Genomic DNA, 18605 nt, shown 5'->3' with positions numbered 1-18605 from the left:
AGAGGTTATCACCTATGCCCAGAACCAAAGGTAGCAAGAATAAGCCCAAAACTGTGACTGCTGATTTTGCAACGCAGATTGCGGAAAAGCAGTCCGCGAAGGAAGCACTCACAGCCGAGATTGCATCCATCACCGCCAACATTGACACTTTGAAGGCTGATTTGAAAGCAAAAAAGGCTGCTTTGAGGAAGGCCGAAAAAGAAGTGGCCACTCTGGAAGAAAAGAAAGCAAAGGCAGATGCTAAGGCTGCAGAGGAAGCAAAGAAAGCAGAGGCAGAATCTGTTCTGAAAAAGCTGCTTGCTGAAGGCATGAGTGCTGATGAAATCCTCGAAAAACTGAAATAACACGAAAAACCCGTGATGGACAGGCGTAACGCGCCGTTCATTACGGGTTTTAGGGTTATAAGAACATAAGTTCATCCGGCGGTAACATCAAATTGAAAATGTGCCGGAAGGTTGAACTGTTTGATAAACGCATGGTGCTGGGCGTGGTAGTGACGCAGATCGTACCCCAGATGATGCAGTTCAAGCAGCTTCACCAGCACCAGGTTCAGGTGGATTCCCTTAGCAGCGGCAATCTGAGCAGCATCCAGCCCGCGCTTCGTCATTTGATAGACTTCATCACTGTCCAGCATCAGGTGGGATGTGAAAGCGTTATGCTCGTAAAGACGGATGTGCTTATCCTTAATGGTCAGAAACTTGTTCATGGTATGCAGGTCCATAAGCAGCTGATGCTCCAGATAATGTCCGAGTGCGTAGCCGCACACCATCTGCTTTGTCTGTTTGTCAAGCTGACGATTGATAAGGATCAGTGGCTTATCAAAATAGAGTGAAAGTAAACCCAACATATCTTTAATGCGAGATGTTTCACTGATGTCCAGACTACAACTGCGCGCGATCTGTTTAATGTTGCGAGTTCCGGCAGTTTGGACAAGCTCGTTGGCAGCTTGGTGAATAAACGCAGAATCCATAATGTGATCTCCTTTCGGGGATGGCATAGTGAATAGAACAGTGATTTACAGGTTCATTATTCGTTCCTTTTCTCGTTTTTGTTCTCGATACTTAAAATAGGCTTTGTGCATTTCATACATAATGCCGTCCATATCCTGCGGGGTCAACTCTCCGCTAGCAAATAGCTCAGTAAGCTCAAATGCGAGATGCTGGGCTTCTATTTTACCCTTTTTTCCGTAGGCTTCGGCGGCACGTTCGATAAATAAAGACTGATCCGGCTGTAAATAGGTCAGAGGTACATGGAATATATCGGCCATCTTTTCAAGCATTTCAATACTGCGAGGATAGCGGCCATCACGTTCCCATCCGATGATCGTTCTTTTGTTGATACCCAGACATTGTGCCAATTCGTCCTGTGTTAAAGAATGTTTCTTTCGTAGATCGCGAACTTTCTCTCCAAATTTCATGTTTGCAACCTTTCTATGGAGTAGTTATCGTGCGGTAACAATGTGCAAGGAATTTGTAAATATTCAAGCTGAAAGATGCAACGAATTTTCACATTTTCCTCTTGACACGGCGACATGACTTGCTTATAATATATGCTATATTCTATCATCTTTTGGATTATTATACCGTAAAAATTGTGAATATGCAAGCCGAAAAAGGTGAAAAAAGAGCGGAAGTTCAAAAGGTGAAATTGAATAGAAGAAAAGAAGAAACTTAAACCAACACAAAGGAGGCCGTGAGAAGATGAGCAACGGAGAACATGAAATCCGCACCCCAAAGGGGCTGCGGATCGGGAATCGCAGTGTCGTTGATGGAAAGAATATGCTTCAGATCAAGCGTGGTGGCTGTGAAGATTATATTTCTGCTGAATCTCTGGTGGAGTGCATTCACGGCCTTCCTGTGAAGAGTATCGAATTTTTCACAGCAGAGAGTCATCGGAAAGAAGCCTGAAGCAGAGAGCATCATCGGACACTGAAAGCGCAGAGGTGGAATCTTAGGCGGCACCTGGTTAGCCGACCAGCTCCACCAGACGTCCTTTTGGGTCTACAATATAATATCTGTTTGTTTAGAGCGATACCGTAGCAATATGTGATATAGGCCGGGACAGAATGAGCGAATACAGCGCAGTAGTGCGCCTGTAAGTAGTTCATCCTGTTCCGGCTTTTTCTTTTTTAATTTTCTTGAAAATCTGTATTCCCAGGTGGCTCTACGGATTCATGTTAGTATAGGGACTTAAAAAAATAATAGAAAGCAGCAAGAGGAATCTTAGATTCCCGTTCAAAAAAAACGGGTGAATCTGAGACGATTTTTGCTGCTTTTTTCAGTTCACCCGAAGCCGAAAGGCAGAAAGGTGGACAAAATGCTTACATTGAAAAAGGTCAAGGAAATGGTAAAAGCACCGGTACATACCAAGCGCGTACCCTCTCCAAAGGTGCTTTTGGAAGATGGGCGGATTCTTCTGCGTAAAGAATTTGAGCACGACAGTCACCTGACGCTTTATCACAGCGGCTATGTTTGGTTTTCTACAGGAAAGCGAAACACCGTGTTCCATATCCATGACTGCTGTGGAGACTATGCCTACGGTGCATCAAAGGGAAAGGGCGAAGTGATCAAGGAAGAATACTTTGAAAACTGCGAGTGGCATATGGAATATGCGCAGATGCTGAAACAGCAGCTTGCCAAGGGTAACAACGGTCTGGTTCGGACGAAGTACATCACGTTCAGCATTGAAGCAAAAAGCGTCCGGGAAGCAAAGCCCCGGCTGGAGCGTATTGAAACCGATATTCTCAACAATTTCAAGGTGCTGGGCGTGAAAGCCTACCCGCTGAACGGCGTGGAACGGCTTCAGATCATGTACGAAACCTTTCATCAGGAGGAACAGCAGAAGTTCGATTTCAGCTATGACCGCATCCTGCAGAGCGGCATGACGACCAAAGACTTCATTGCCCCGACCAGTTTCCTGTTCAAAAGCGGCAAGGACTTTATGATGGGCGATACCTATGGTGCTGCATCCTATCTGAACATCCTTGCCCCGGAACTGACGGATAAAATTCTGGCAGAGTTCCTGGATATGGACAAAAATCTGGTGGTCAGTATTCATGTGCAGTCGGTAGACCAGTTGAAAGCCATCAAACTGATCAAGGGCAAAATTACCGACCTGGACCGTATGAAAATCGAGGAACAGAAGAAAGCTGTGAGGTCTGGTTATGATATGGAAATTATTCCGAGCGACCTTGCAACTTATGGTGGCGAGGCCAAGAAGATTCTGGATGATCTGCAGAGCCGCAATGAGCGTATGTTCCTTGTTACGGTGCTGTTCCTTAATACAGCCAAGACCAAGCAGGAATTGGATAGTGCTGTGTTTCAGACTGCTGGTATCGCGCAGAAGTTCAACTGCACTCTGAACCGTCTGGATTATTTGCAGGAACAGGGCCTTATGAGCAGCCTGCCGCTGGCAAATAATCTCGTTCCCATCAAGCGCGCACTGACCACCACTTCCACAGCCATCTTCGTTCCCTTCACCACGCAGGAGCTTTTTATGGAGGGCGATTCCCTCTATTACGGTTTGAACGCAGTGTCCAACAACATGATTATGGCAGACCGGAAGCAGCTGAAAAACCCGAACGGTCTGATCCTCGGCACACCGGGAAGCGGTAAGTCGTTCAGTGCAAAGCGTGAAATCACGAACGTATTCTTTACCACAACGGACGATATTATCGTTGCAGACCCGGAAGGCGAGTATTATCCGCTGGTGGAAGCGTTGGGCGGTCAGGTTATCCATATTTCGTCCACCAGTAAGGACTACATCAACCCGATGGACATTAACCTCAACTACGCGGACGATGATAACCCACTGGGCATGAAATCGGACTTTATTCTTTCCCTGTGCGAACTTATCATGGGCGCACGGGATGGCATGGAGCCAGAAGAAAAGTCGGTTATAGACCGCTGCCTGCCGCTGGTCTACCAGAAGTATCTGAACGACCCGAAGCCGGAAAATATGCCAACGCTCGGTGATCTGTACGACTGCCTGCGGGAGCAGAAAGAGCGGCAGGCGCAGCGTATCGCCACGGCATTGGAAATCTACGTCAATGGTTCGCTGCGAGTGTTCAATCACCAGACCAATGTGCAACTGGATAACAGAATTATCTGTTTCGATATCAAAGAGTTGGGCAAACAGCTGAAAAAACTGGGTATGCTCATCGTCCAGGATCAGGTCTGGAACCGCGTTACCATCAACCGCAACAGCAAAAAGAACACCCGGTACTATATAGACGAGTTCCACCTCCTGCTGAAAGAGGAACAGACCGCAGCATACAGCGTCGAGATCTGGAAGCGGTTCCGAAAATGGGGCGGCGTACCCACAGGCATCACCCAGAACATCAAGGATTTGCTCGCAAGCCGGGAAATCGAGAACATCTTTGAGAACAGCGATTTTATTTATATGCTCAACCAGGCATCGGGCGACCGACAAATCCTTGCAAAGCAGCTGAATATTTCACCGTTCCAGCTGTCGTATGTGACGAACAGCAACGAGGGCGAGGGGCTGCTGTTCTACGGCAATACGATTATCCCGTTCAAGGATAAGTTCGACACTTCGCTGAAACTGTACAGTCTGATGACAACGAAGCCCAATGAGATGGGAAAATACAAGGAGAAAAAAGAAGCATGAACACACCGAACATTTTTGACCGACTGAGCCGTAAGATTCATCATCACTCTGACATGGAGCCGCACGAAAGTGATTCCGGCCCGCCCTTTGGTGAGGTGGAGCCGCTCAACTTCCACGATGAAGAATCGGTGGTGCATACGGTGCTGGAAGATTTCTATGCCGTTGGCACACTGGCCGATGAACTGACTGACAGCTTTCACATGGAAGCCCGCGGTTATCTTGACCGTGAGGAAGTGAACGCCCGTCTGATCGCCTTTGCCCGGAAGCTGGAACAGGTGCTTGACAAGTGGGAAACCCACGCAGCCCTGATCGCATGACGGTTCCAGCCGGAAGGAGGTGATTTCCATAGCAGACAAAAAGTTTCGGGGCAGAGATAAAATCGTCCAGAAAATGACCAAGGGTGGTCTGGTAGATGAAAACCTCCGCACCGGGGAACAGAAGTCCGCAACCGCAGCAGAAAAGCCGGAGCAGGAAGATTCGGCAAAAGAAACTGCAGAAAAGGAAGCTGACGAAGAACCTATCGTGGAAGAAGAACGGTGCATGGATGCCGAGGAGGGAGAGGAGGATGCGCCCCGGCATCGCAGCACTGCCAAACAGAGTGCAGACTATTACAAAGCTCATCAGGAGGATGGCAAGCCGAAGGATGAATCTGCTGAACCGGATACAGAGCCGCAGACCAAGAAAAGCCGGCTCTCTTTTGAAGATGAAAAAGGCGGCATTGTCCGTGGCGTAGGAATGGGTGTTAAGAAGGTGGCCAAGAAAGGAGTGGATACCGCCATCGGGTTCGCCCATCAGAAAGTACATCAGGTAGAAAAGGACAACTCCGGCGTGGAAGCTGCTCACAAGTCGGAAGAAACCGCCGAACGCCTGCACCACTTTGTCAAAGATAGAAAAAAGCCCAAAGACAAATCTGCCAGAGCAGAGAAAAGAGGTGGCGAGGATCAGAAGTCCAGCCGCCTGAAATTCACCGAGGGCGAGGGCGGCACGGCAGAAAATGTAGCAGAACCGTCGCTGAAAAAGAAACGGCCCCAGCCGCCACCGACTGCCGCAGGAGGTGAAGCAAAAACAGTCGGTGCGAAGTTTTACCAGAAAAAGCAGTATAAGGATGCCTATGCAGCCGCCAAGCGCGGCCAGAAAGTCGGAACTGCCGCCAGCAAGCAGGCAGCAGCGGCAACAAACACCATTACGGAGAAAGCGAAAGCGGCGGTGCAGGAGATCGTCGTGCAGAATAAAACCCTGTGGGTCAGTATTGGTGTTGGCATCCTGCTGGTGATGGTCATGTTGGGAGCCTTTTCAAGCTGTGGTGCGGCAATTCAGGGAACGGGCAGTACCTTTGTGGGAACGACCTACCCCAGCAAAGATGCCGACATGAAAGGTGCAGAAGAGGATTATCTGGAACTGGAAAAAGAACTGGATAAGCAGATTCGGCAGATGGAATCCACCCATCCGGGCTATGATGAATACCGTTATCAGCTGGATGAGATCGGGCATGACCCGTATCAGCTTATTTCCCATCTGACTGCGGTTTATGAGCAGTTCACCAGAGGACAGGTCAAGCCTGTTATCAAAGAACTGTTCAAGCAACAGTATCTCCTGAAAGTGTGGGAAACCATTGAGATTCGCACTCGCATGGAAACCAGAGTAGGGATTCGGCCAACGATTGACGCTTTTGGAAATGTCAGTATGGAAACCTATACCTATCAGGAAGAAGTGGAGTACGAGTATAAAATCCTCAATGTCCTGCTGAAAAATAAGGGCTTCGATACCATCGCGCGGAAGAACATGAACCGGAAGCAAACCGGACGGTACGATGCCTATAACCTGACCTACGGCAACCGCCCCGAACTGTTCGGCGCAGGCTCCCCGACATACAGCGGCGGCACAACGGGCAGTATCGGCACAGGCGGTGCTGGTGGCTCCGGCGGTGGTTTCAAGTATGATATTCCATCGGAAGCCCTTTCGGATGAAAAGTTCGCAAGGATGATTGAGGAAGCCGAAAAGTATCTAGGTATGCCGTATGTGTGGGGCGGCAGTTCCCCAAGCACCAGTTTTGACTGCTCCGGCTTCGTCTGCTGGGTCATCAATAACAGCGGCAATGGGTGGAGCGTTGGGCGTACAACGGCCAACGGTCTGCGAGGAAAATGCAGCTATGTCTCTCCTGCGGATGCACAGCCTGGTGACTTGATTTTCTTTGAGAAAACCTATAACACCGTTGGCGCGTCGCACGTTGGAATCTACGTCGGCAATGGCATGATGATCCACTGCGGCGACCCCATTTCCTATACCAGCATCAATTCGACCTACTGGCAGAGCCACTTTTTAGGCTTTGGCCGCATCAACTGAAAGGAGGGCCGATGGGCAAAAAATTACAGAAATATCTGGATGAAGCCGAAAAGACGGAACAGCAGATCGCGGAACTGGAAGAACGGCTGAGAACCATCCGGGCAGCACAGAAAAAGGAAGAGGACAGCGAGATCATTCGTGCCATCCGCAGCACCAAGATGGGCGGGCGCGAACTGCTGGCTCTGCTGGACAACATTCAGGCGGGCAACGTGACGTTCCTGACCGCTGTAAACAACGCTTCGGAGGAAGCAGAAACGGAGGAAGCGATTGAAAAAGATGCTTAAACGGCTGGGAGTTGTTATCCCCAGCACAATTCTGACCCTGCTGATGGCAGTGGGCTTTTCGACACCGGTCTTTGCTTATGTGGATACCACTGCGGTGGCGGAGGAACCTGTGCAAGTGGTCGAGGAAGCCGAGCCAACGGAGGAAGAAAAGATCCCGTTCACCATCGCAGGCAACGGCGAGGTGGAGGACAACATCGTAGATGACCCCAGCAAGGAGTTCTTCACAGTAAAGACCAAGGGAGGCAACACGTTCTTTCTGGTGATCGACCGGGCGCGGAACAGTGAGAACGTCTATATGCTCTCGATGATCGACGAGTACGATTTGCAGGAGTTTCTGGACGATGAAGAGCGGAACGGCAAGCAGGAAGAAGAAACGCCTGCGGTAGTTCTGCCCGAAACCAAACCCGAACCTACCCCGGATGTGGAAATCGAAGAACCGAAAGAGGAATCGAGCGGTGGCATGAATAAGATTCTGCTGCTGGTATTCGTGGCGGCACTGGGCGGTGCAGGTGCTTTCTTCTACTTCTACATTTATAAGCCGAAGCCGAAAGAAGAAACGCCGCAGAGTGAAAATCTGGAAACCGACCAGAGCCTTGCGACTGTGAACGAAGATAATCAGCCGGACAACGAAAATGACACATAAGAAAACCGTAACATAAGGATGCAGGGGTAGTCGAAAGGCTATCCCTGCTTTTTTCAAAAAGGAGAAAGCGTTGAAATATCTGGTGATTGCAGAAAAACCGAGTGTATCGAAATCCATTGCAAAAGTGATCGGTGCATATCGGCAGGAGGACGGGTATCTGGAGGGTGGGGATTGCGTGGTCAGCTGGTGTCTGGGGCATCTGGCAGAGTATGCAGCCCCGGAACACTATGATGAACGCTATGAAAGCTGGCGTTTTGAGGATTTGCCGATTCTCCCTGTCGAGTGGAAACTGCTGGTGCATAGCACCAAGAAGCCGCAGTTCAATGTCCTGCGTAAACTGCTCCGCAGCAAGAAATTCGATTATGTGGTGAACGCCTGCGACGCCGGGCGCGAGGGCGAAGCAATTTTCCGGCGTGTGTATGCTCTTGCCGGAAGCAACCTCCCCATCAAGCGGCTATGGATCAGCAGCATGGAGGATGCCGCTATCCAGCAGGGCTTTGAAAACCTGAAAGATGGTGCGGCGTATGATAATCTGTTTGCAGCGTCCGAGTGCAGGGCAAAAGCGGACTGGCTGATCGGCATGAACGGAACCCGTGCTTTTACGAAAAAGTACGGCAGAAAACAGACCATTGGCCGGGTGCAGACCCCGACGCTGGCGATGCTGGCCGAACGGCAGGCTAAAATCCAGAACTTTGTAAAGGAACCCTATTATAAAGTGGAACTGTCCGGCGCAGGTGTCGTAGCGGTATCGGAACAGATGGCGCAGGAGCAGGACGCAGATGCTATGCAGGTTGCTTGTGATGGGCAGTGCGCGGTGGTCGGCAGCATCGAACGCAAGAGGGTAGAAAAGAAGCCCCCGAAGCTGTATGACCTGACGACCTTGCAGCGAGAAGCAAACCGCTATTATGGTCTGCCTGCAAGCCAGACCTTGCAGGCATTGCAGGAACTGTATGAAGAAAAGCTGGTGACATATCCCAGAACGGACAGCCAGTTTGTGACCGAGGATATGCGCAAGACAGTGGAATCTCTGGTACTGGCTCTGGATGGCCAGACTGTGGATGTGAGCTGCGTTATCAATAACAGCAAAGTCACAGACCACCACGCGATCCTGCCGACGATGCAGGGCGCAAAGTGTAATAAGGAAAAGTTGTCCGAAACCAAACAGAAGATTCTTTCGCTTATCATCTGGAAACTGGTGCAGGCTGTGCAGCCGCCGTTCATCTATGAGGATGTGCTGGTAACAGTGTGCTGCCAGGGCAGGAACTTCACGGCAAAATATAAGGATGTTCTGCAGCCTGGTTATACTGCAAAACCTGTTCCGCTTGTGGAGCCGGAGAAGAACAAGGATGTGCCGCTTCCGAAAAAGCTGGAGCAGGGAACCGTTCTTCCTGTGGTACGGGCAGAGAAAAAGCAGGGCTTTACTTCGCCGCCGAAAGTCTACACCGAAGATACCCTGTTGTCGGCCATGGAAACGGCAGGCAACAAAGAATTTGATAAGGACACGGAGAAGAAAGGCCTGGGAACCCCTGCAACGCGCGCCGCAATTTTGGAAAAGCTGGTATCCTCCGGCTATGTGCAGCGCAAGGGCAGGCAGATGATTCCAACGGAGGACGGTGTGGCAGCGATTCACAATATCCCGGACTACCTGAAATCTGCCAGCATGACAGCCGAATGGGAAAATGACCTGCTGCGGATGGAGCGCGGTGAGATCAAGCCCCATGATTTTATGCAGGGCATCCATGGACTGATCGACAAGATGCTGGCTGACCTCCGGCAGATTCCTACCGTCGCGGCAGCTCCCCATCATAATAAGGTAAGCGTAGGAAGCTGCCCGGTCTGCGGAAATCCTGTACATGAGAGTAAGCTCAGCTTTTGTTGTGCAGACCGCAGCTGCAAATTCGCCCTTTGGAAAGAAAGCAGATACTTGTCCAACATGAGAAAAACGCTGGACAAGAAGATGGCGGTAGACCTTTTGAAGAAAGGCCGCACCCATGTAAAAGACTTTTATTCCGCGAAAAAAGATAAGACATTCGCCGCTGACCTTGTGATGCGCGTCGAAGAGGGCCGCGCACAGTACAGTCTGGAATTTCCCAAAACACCGATGAAAATGAAAACGTAAAGGAGGTTTGACCCTTGCCACAGATTAACGATATTCGAGAATTGGCGCAGCAGAACGCCCGGTATGTCAGTAACTCGCCACAGGACTGGATGAGTTATCTGGATGTGGCGGCGCGGCTGTACCGCTATTCGTTTACCGATGCGCTCCTGATCCACGCGCAGCGACCTGATGCAACCGCCTGCGCAGAACTGGAACTCTGGAATCAGAAAATGAGCCGATGGGTCAACCGTGGCGCAAAAGGCATCGCGCTTCTGGATGATACCGGACCGCGTACCAAACTGCGGTATGTGTTCGATATTGCTGACACCCATCTGGTGCGCGGCGGCAGAACACCGCTCTTATGGAATCTGGACAGCCACGAGCATGAGCAGGCTATCTTAGACCATCTGGCAGATACCTACGGCCTGTCGCAGACAGACAGCATGAATACTGCCCTGCTGGAACTGGCACAGCAGTTGACTGCCGACAATCTGGATGAAGCGATGGACGGTCTGGCCTATGAGGTGAAAGACACTTTTCTGGAGGAACTGGACGAAGATAACATCCGTGTCCGTTTCCGGGAACTGATGACCAACAGTATCTTCTATACGCTTTCCCGCCGCTGCGGGCAGGAGCCTTTGGATGTACTGGACGATGATGACTTTATCCGCATCGTGGATTTCAACAAGCTGCCTGTGCTGTCGTTCCTTGGCAACGCGGTTTCCGAACAGTGCGAAGCGGTTCTTTTTGACATTGGCCGAGAGATGCGGAAAATTTACAAAAAAGAAATCACGCAGCAGCTTGAAAAATCCGTTGATAGCTTGTATAATACAAATACGGACTTTAACGCGTTAAAGCGTGAAACCGAAGATACCACGACCAAAGGAGGACAAGAAAATGGAGTTGACGTATTACCGCAAGGGAGATTATCTGTTCCCGAATCTGGCCGTGAAGGACGAGCCGCAGATTATCGGGAAGTACGGGATGCTGCGCAGGACGTACCTGAAAGAGAACCGAAGGAACTGGTATCAGAGTATGCTGATGAGCGGCAGGCTGAACCAGCATCTGGCGCAGATCGAGGAAGCAGCGGAGAGTCGGGTGGAAACCCTGCTGGACAGTCTGAACGAGAAGTTTCCGGCACCGAACAAGGAGAAAGACCCGCTGGCATGGGCGGCACATCAGAACAGCCTGACGGCGATGGCAGAAGAAATCGTCTTGAAGGAATTGGTATACAATTAACCGAACCGACAACAGAACAGGATTTGAGCGAAGCAGAGGAAGAAATTGCCTCTGCTTTTTCTTTTCCTGATTTGCCGACCGTGGAACAGCAGATCCGCGCCATTGAAGCACCAATCCAAGCGCGGTATGCGGATGAAATTGCACTTGATTCCGAAGTAGTCGATGAAATCCTGCGCACGGGCAGCAACCGCAGCAAAGGCCAGCTGCGCCTGATCTACAATTTTATGGTCGAGAAAACCCCGGAAGAATACACGGAGTTCGTGAAAAACGAATATGGTACGGGCGGCAAAGGCTTTGAAATTGGTGGTGCAAAGTATGCGGTCTGGTTCGATGATTTAGGGCTGCGTATTGCAGCAGGCAGCACGGCCAAGGGCGGCACGGTTGTCAATGCGTTTCTTTCGTGGGAGGATATCAGCAATCGTATCCATGAACTGCTCCGGCAGGGCGAGTATGCGCCGCAGGCGGTTCTGGATGCTGCACGGCAGAACGCCTTACAGGAACACGCGCAGACGTTGGCTTATATGGAACGTGATTTGGCAGACGGTGTTGCTGAAGCAGTGTTTCAGGATACAGAAATCTTCCGGGGCGGTTTCCCGGAACTGACGGACAGGCTGGCAGGCTTGCTGGATGATACAGATTTTCTGACTGACCTCAACGAGAGATTGTCTGCGCTGGGGGAAGCCTATGCCGAAGATAAAGATCTGATGCGGATGCACTTTTATAAGCCGGATAAAGTGGCAGCTCTGTTTCAGCAGTTTGCAAAGCCTTATCAAAACTACTCGGCGCGGGATGGCTTTCACTGGAATGAGTACAAACGATTCATCACGGAAGATGAAATCAATGGATATTTCACGCGGGGAAGCAATTACTCGGATAGTCGGCTGGCAATCTATTCGTTCTTTCTGAATCATGAGGACAAAAAAGAACGGGCTGACTTCCTGAAAGAGCATTACGGGATCGGCGGCAGCAGCCATGCACTCTGCGGGGCAGACGATTCTCACGAAGATCACGATGGCAGGGGCATTTCTTTGGAGCGTGGCTCATACGGGAACCCGGATGCAAGCGTTCATCTGAACTGGAATCAGGCCGCAGGCCGAATCGACCAGCTTATCCGTGACAGTGAGTATTTGAAGCCGGCAGACTACTCCCGGATGCCTGCTTATGAGCGCGAGCGGATGGCAATGCGGGTGATGGGATTCTATCACCATCTGCCGAACGACGTGGAGCGGCCTTATCCGCAAGACCTTTACCATGAAGAAGGACGAAAGGCTCTCGTTGAAAAGCTGGAAGCCCCTGAACAGGCGGTGGAACTGCTGGAGCAGATGGACAATGCACTGCTGTCCGTGCCGCTGGATTCGGGAGAATATGAGCGTAAGGCAGAATCCCTCTCTATCCTGCACCAATATGTCGAGGGAACGTACACGATTTTCCCGGAAAAGAAGAGGGCTGTTGAGATTGCGGTTCCTGAACAGGGACAGATGTCCATGTTTGACTTCATGGAGCAGGAGCCGCAAGCGAAAGAGCAGTCAACCGCCGCAGCGGTTGAGGAACCCCCAAAAGATGTGTCCATTGCAGATGAAAAGTCTTCGGAGCAGACGCTGCAGCCCCTGCCACTGGATGCTGCCAACGAGTATAACACTCTGAAAGAGCGCTACCCGGATGCTCTGGTCGGCTATGAGCAGTACGGAAACTTTGAGTTCTACGGCGAGGATGCAAAGCGCGTTTCAGAACTTCTTAGCAGCAAGCTGTTGGAAAAGGAAACCGCACTCGGCAAGGTTAAGGTATCTGGTTTTCCGCGTGAACAGTGGGTTTCGCAGGCAATGAAGCTCTGGAAACAGGGGGAGAGTATCTATCTGTCCGGCCAGCAGGAAGATGGAACCCATGCGCAGACAAAGTATTTCCGCAGAGAGGAATATCTGCCAGTCAATACCATCGTTGAACTGGACGATAGAGAGTTCCGTGTGGATTCGGTCAACTTTGAGCAGGGAACGGTCAGTTTGCAGGACATGACCCTTGCGAAAGAAGCCCGGTATCCAATCTTCCGAACGGAACCGCTGGAGTACATTCGGCATTTGTACGAACAGGCTGATGTGCCGATGGAAGAAGCGGTGGAAATTACGGTCTTTACGGCTCTGCACAATGCAGGTGTAGCCTACGAAGATTTTTCCCCGGAGCAGATGGATGTGATCTATTCGGTGGCAGAATCGGGTGGCGAGTTGGAAGAACTGCTTAACCCTGACTTTCCGCCGGAACAGATGCAGCTGATCGCAGATGTGCAGAACAGAACGGATGCCATCAGCCGTGCGGCGGCAGAGGAAGTCCTTGAACCACTGACCAAGCAACCTATGACCCCGGCAGAGGTCAACCATGCAAGGCGGCAGCACAACCTTCCACTGGACAGTGAAGCAGAAACAGAACAGCCTGTACAGCCCAAACAGGAACCTATGAACTTCCGTATTACGGACGATGATCTCGGCGCAGGAGGGCCGAAAACAAAGTATAAAGCCAATGTGGAAGCCATTCGGGTGCTGCAAACGCTGGATGCAGAGCAGCGGCAGGCCACAGCGGAGGAACAGGAAATCCTTTCTCGGTATGTGGGCTGGGGCGGCATTCCGCAGGCGTTCGATGAAAACAACGCGGAATGGTTGAAAGAGTATGCCGAACTGCAGTCCCTGCTCACGGCAGATGAGTATAAGGAAGCCCGCGCCAGTACCCTGAATGCGTTTTACACTTCCCCTACGGTCATCAAGGCAATGTATGAAGCTCTGGGCAATATGGGATTGTCCAAAGGCAATGTGCTGGAACCGTCCTGCGGTGTCGGCAATTTCATGGGTCTGGTGCCGGTCAGCATGGAAAAGATTCGGATGTACGGTGTGGAGCTGGACAGCATTTCAGGCCGCATTGCACAGCAGTTGTACCAGAAAAACAAGATTGCGGTGCAGGGCTTTGAAACGATGCAGTTCCCGGACAGCTTTTTTGACTGTGTTGTGGGCAACGTACCGTTCGGCAATTACAAAGTACCGGACAAGCGGTATGATCGCCACAATTTCCTCATCCACGATTATTTTATCGCCAAGAGCCTTGACCTTGTGCGTCCGGGCGGTGTGGTAGCAGTGGTAACGTCCAGCGGTACGATGGATAAGAAGGATTCCTCTGTCCGTGAGTACCTTGCCAACCGTGCCGATCTGGTAGGCGCGATTCGTCTGCCGAACAATGCGTTCCAGCGCAATGCCAACACGGGCGTGGTGGCTGACATTCTGTTCCTGCAGAAGCGTGACCGTGCAGCGGTGGAACGGGCTGACTGGGTGGATCTCGGTGAAACGTCGGAGGGATATTCCATCAACCAGTATTTTGCGCAGCATCCTGAAATGGTGCTGGGCGAGATCACCACCGAAAGCACCCAGTACGGTAAGCAGGAAATTACGGTCAAGCCCATCGAGGGAGCAGACCTTGCTAAGCAGTTAAAAGAGGCAGTCGGCAACATCCAGGCTACCATCACGGAGCCGGAAATCTCCGATGATGAGCTGGAAGTGCAGGAAGAACCTATTCCAGCAGACCCCAGCGTGAAGAATTTCAGCTTCACGAACGTGGATGGGCAGATTTACTACCGTGAAAACTCCTTTATGAACAAGGTAGAACTGCCTGCCGTAACTGCAGAGCGGGTGCTGGGCATGATCGCTCTGCGGGAAACCACCCGGAAGCTGTTGGATTGTCAGCTGCATGATGGTTCGGATGCGGAAGTACAGCTTTTACAGAATGAACTGAAACAGCAGTACACTGCATTTAAGGCGCAGTATGGCCTTATCAACAGCACGGCCAACAAGCGGGCATTCCGACAGGACAGCAGCTATTGTCTGCTGGCATCACTGGAAATTCTGGACGAGGAGAAGAATCTCAAACGGCTGGCCGATATTTTTACCAAACGTACCATCCGTAAGCCGGAGCCTGTTACCTCAGTGGACACGCCAAGCGAAGCCCTGGCACTTTCCATTGGAGAAAAAGCAAAGGTGGATGTGCCGTTTATGGTGCAGCTCTGCGGTAAACCGGAACAGGAGATCACGGATGAACTGGCAGGTGCGATTTTCCGAAACCCTGTGACACAGCAGTGGGAAACCTCGGATGAATACCTGTCCGGCAATGTTCGTGAAAAACTGGCCACAGCAGAAACCTTTGTGGCAAACCATGCTGAATATCAAATCAATGTGGATTACCTGAAACGGGTACAGCCCAAGGATTTGGATGCTTCGGAAATTGAAGTGCGGCTTGGTGCAAACTGGGTAAAGCCGGAGTACATCACGCAGTTTATGAAAGAAGTGTTCAAAACACCGAACTACTATGCCGGGATTGACATTAAGGCAACCTATTCCGAAATTTCTGGTGCATGGAACATTTCGGGCAAGTCGCTGGATCGCGGCAATCCGCTTGTCACCAACACTTACGGAACCCTGCGCGTCAACGGCTATAAGCTGCTGGAAGATGCGCTGAATCTCCGCGATACCAAAATCTACGATACGATTCACGATGCGGATGGCGACCATCGTGTGCTGAATAAGCAGGAAACCATGCTTGCACAGCAAGCGCAGGAATCCATTCGGGAAGCGTTTAAGCAGTGGATTTTCAAAGATTTAGATCGCCGTGAGGATTTGTGTGCGACCTATAATCGGATTTTCAATGCGATTCGGCCCCGTGAGTACGATGGCAGTCACATCCGCTTCGAGGGCATGACCCCGGAAATCTCTCTGATGCCGCACCAGAAAAATGCGGTAGCGCACATTCTGTACGGCAACAATACGCTGCTGGCGCATTGCGTGGGCGCAGGCAAGACCTTCCAGATGATTGCTGCCGGCATGGAGAGCCGCAGACTGGGCCTGTCGCAGAAAAACCTCTATGTGGTGCCGAACCACCTCACAGAGCAGTGGGGCGCAGATTTCCTGCGGCTCTATCCCAATGCGAATGTGTTGGTGGCAACGAAGAAGGATTTTGAACCCAGCAATCGAAAGCAGTTCTGCTCCCGTATCGCAACCGGCGATTACGATGCCATCGTGATCGGTCATTCGCAGTTTGAGCGTGTGCCGCTTTCCCCGGAACGGCAGAAAGCCATTGTAGAGCGTCAGATCGACGATATTACGCTGGCTCTGGCCGATGCCCGGAGTGAGGATAGTCGCAGTTTTACGGTCAAGCAGATGGAAAAAACAAAGAAAATGCTGGAAGCAAAGCTGCAAAAGCTGAACGACCAGACGAGAAAGGATGATGTAGTTACATTTGAGGAACTGGGTGTTGACCGTCTGTTTGTGGACGAGTCACATTTCTATAAAAATATGTTCCTCTACACAAAAATGCGGAATATCGCAGGTATTGCACAGACCGATGCACAGAAATCCAGCGATATGTTTGCAAAGTGTCAGTATCTGGACGAACTGACAGGCGGCAAGGGCGTGACCTTTGCAACCGGAACCCCGGTCAGCAACTCGATGGTGGAGCTGTACACCATTATGCGTTATCTCCAGTATGACACCCTGCAGAAGATGGGATTGAGCCACTTCGATGATTGGGCGGCATCCTTTGGTGAAACCGTCACGGCAATTGAGCTTTCCCCGGAAGGAACCGGCTACCGTGCCAAAACACGTTTTGCCAGGTTCTTTAATCTGCCGGAGCTGATTTCTCTGTTCAAGGAATCCGCAGATGTACAGACAGCAGATATGCTGAACCTGCCTGTGCCGCAAGCAGAGTACATTAACGAAGTGCTGAAACCGAGCGAAACGCAGGAAGAAATGGTCAGTTCCTTTGCAGACCGTGCCGAGGCTGTACGCAACGGCAGCGTGAATCCGAAGTTCGATAATATGCTCAAGATCACCAACGATGGCAGAAAACTGGCACTCGACCAGCGTCTTATGAACGAGATGCTGCCGGACGAGCCGGAGAGTAAGGTGAATCGCTGTGTGGACAATGCGTTCAAGGTCTGGGAAGAATCTGCGGCAGATAGAGGAACACAGTTGATCTTCTGCGATTTATCGACACCAAAAGCCGATGGCACATTCAACGTCTACGATGATGTGCGGGAGAAGCTGGTGGCGAGAGGTGTTCCCCGTGAAGAGGTGGCGTTCATCCACGAGTACAACACAGAAACGAAAAAGGCAGACCTGTTTGCAAAGGTGCGCGCCGGACAGGTGCGTATTCTGATGGGGTCTACGCCGAAACTTGGCGCAGGAACCAATATTCAGGATCGGCTGATTGCCCTGCATCATCTGGATTGCCCGTGGAAGCCGTCTGATCTGGAACAGCAGGAGGGGCGTATTCTTCGGCAGGGAAACCGGAATAAGCAGGTAAAAATCTATCGTTATGTCACTGAAAATACGTTTGATTCGTATATGTGGCAGATTCTGGAAAATAAGCAGAAGTTCATTTCTCAGATCATGACTTCCAAATCGCCTGTCCGTGCCTGTGATGATGTAGATGACACCGCACTGTCTTATGCCGAAATCAAGGCACTGGCAACGGGTAATCCCTACATTAAGGAAAAGATGGATCTGGATATTCAGGTCAGTAAGCTGAAATTGCTGAAAGCCAATCACACCAGCCAGATTTATAGCTTGGAATCGGATATTGCGCGCCGCTATCCGCGAGAAATCGCTGTGGCACAGGGTCAGATTGAAGCACTGAAAACCGATATGGAAGCGGCAAAACTGCTTCTGGCGCAGGACAAAGACCACTTCTCTATGGAAATCAGCGGTAAGGTGTACAGCGAACGCAAGGAAGCAGGTGCATCCATTATCGAGGCTTGCAAGGCTTTGAAAGCAGCAGGCACCGAGGGCAGAATCGGCAGCTACGGTGCGTTTGAACTGCATTCCCGGTTTGACAACTTCGATAAGGTGTTCCGCCTGTCCATCAAGGGTGCATGGAACTACTCGATGGAAGTCGGCAAAGACCCGCAGGGTAACATTCTGCGCGTTACCAATGCGCTGGCAGGCATTGAAAGAACGCTGCCGCAGGTGGAACGCAGGCTGGAAACTTTGGAACAGCAGTTGGCGCAGGCAATGGAAGAAGCCAAACGTCCTTTTGCACAGGAAGCGGAATTGGCTGAAAAATCTGCGCGCCTTGCGGAACTGAACTCTCTGCTCAACATGGATGAAAAGGGCAGTGAGGATGCACTGGGCGTGGACGAGGATGCAGCCGAAACGGAAGTGGCAGACAGGCCGCGCCAGCCCGTGAACTATGCAGGCCGCGTTGCAGAGCGCACTGCGGACAATGCGCGGAAACCTTCTGTGCTGGCACAGCTTCATGCAAAGCAGGCAGAGCGCAGCGCAGAACCGCAGAAATCCCAGAAGCGGAAAAGTCACGATATGGAACTGTAAATGAGAGCCGCCCCGTC

Annotated in this window: 10 protein-coding genes and 1 pseudogene; 9 read left to right on the top strand and 2 right to left on the bottom strand. The window is 51.1% G+C overall.

Translation table 11 applies throughout. The features are described 5' to 3' along the window. The first annotated feature begins 14 nt into the window (after positions 1–14). On the top strand, positions 15–344 hold the full coding sequence (locus MTP41_RS03150; RefSeq protein ID WP_249236177.1) for a hypothetical protein: 330 nt from the start codon (positions 15–17) through the stop codon (positions 342–344). Between the two features lie 71 nt (positions 345–415). Here the strand turns inward: MTP41_RS03150 and MTP41_RS03145 are convergent, their stop codons facing one another. After that, entirely contained in the window at positions 416–970 is a 555-nt protein-coding gene (locus MTP41_RS03145) for an ImmA/IrrE family metallo-endopeptidase (RefSeq protein WP_249236176.1), read from the bottom strand. Positions 971–1015: 45 nt separating this feature from the next. Then, positions 1016–1417, bottom strand: a complete 402-nt coding sequence (locus MTP41_RS03140; protein ID WP_055185268.1) for a helix-turn-helix transcriptional regulator — start codon at positions 1415–1417, stop codon at positions 1016–1018. Between the two features lie 283 nt (positions 1418–1700). Between MTP41_RS03140 and MTP41_RS03135 the strand changes: the two genes are divergently transcribed. From MTP41_RS03135 to MTP41_RS03095, 8 genes and pseudogenes are all read left to right on the top strand, one after another. Continuing rightward, on the top strand, positions 1701–1907 hold the full coding sequence (locus MTP41_RS03135; protein ID WP_226821248.1) for a hypothetical protein: 207 nt from the start codon (positions 1701–1703) through the stop codon (positions 1905–1907). A 697-nt stretch (positions 1908–2604) separates the two neighbouring features. Continuing rightward, positions 2605–4629: pseudogene (locus MTP41_RS03130) on the top strand (VirB4-like conjugal transfer ATPase, CD1110 family); the annotation flags it as partial. Continuing rightward, complete coding sequence (locus MTP41_RS03125) at positions 4626–4946, top strand: hypothetical protein (RefSeq protein ID WP_249236174.1); 321 nt, start codon at positions 4626–4628, stop codon at positions 4944–4946. The pseudogene MTP41_RS03130 and the gene MTP41_RS03125, both read left to right, overlap by 4 nt. Before the next feature lie 19 nt (positions 4947–4965). After that, positions 4966–6972, top strand: a complete 2007-nt coding sequence (locus MTP41_RS03120) for a C40 family peptidase (protein ID WP_249236173.1) — start codon at positions 4966–4968, stop codon at positions 6970–6972. 11 nt (positions 6973–6983) lie between these two features. Beyond that, positions 6984–7256 carry a DUF4315 family protein gene (locus tag MTP41_RS03115; RefSeq protein ID WP_055187021.1) on the top strand — a complete coding sequence of 91 codons (273 nt, stop codon included), beginning with the start codon at positions 6984–6986 and terminating at the stop codon, positions 7254–7256. After that, positions 7249–7899 (top strand): DUF4366 domain-containing protein, encoded by a 651-nt coding sequence (locus MTP41_RS03110; protein ID WP_249236558.1) that lies wholly within the window; start codon positions 7249–7251, stop codon positions 7897–7899. Before MTP41_RS03115 ends, MTP41_RS03110 begins: the two co-directional genes overlap by 8 nt. Before the next feature lie 70 nt (positions 7900–7969). Beyond that, a complete protein-coding gene (topB, locus tag MTP41_RS03105) occupies positions 7970–10018 on the top strand; it encodes a type IA DNA topoisomerase (RefSeq protein WP_249236172.1) in 2049 nt (682 codons plus the stop codon). A gap of 14 nt (positions 10019–10032) precedes the next feature. After that, positions 10033–18588: an Eco57I restriction-modification methylase domain-containing protein gene (locus tag MTP41_RS03095; RefSeq protein WP_442900333.1), complete on the top strand. Its 8556-nt coding sequence runs from the start codon at positions 10033–10035 to the stop codon at positions 18586–18588. Positions 18589–18605: the final 17 nt, after the last annotated feature.

Origin of the sequence: Faecalibacterium sp. I4-3-84 (assembly GCF_023347255.1) — a bacterium.
GTDB lineage: Bacteria > Bacillota > Clostridia > Oscillospirales > Ruminococcaceae > Faecalibacterium > Faecalibacterium taiwanense.
This window is presented reverse-complemented; position numbering and strand designations above follow the sequence as displayed.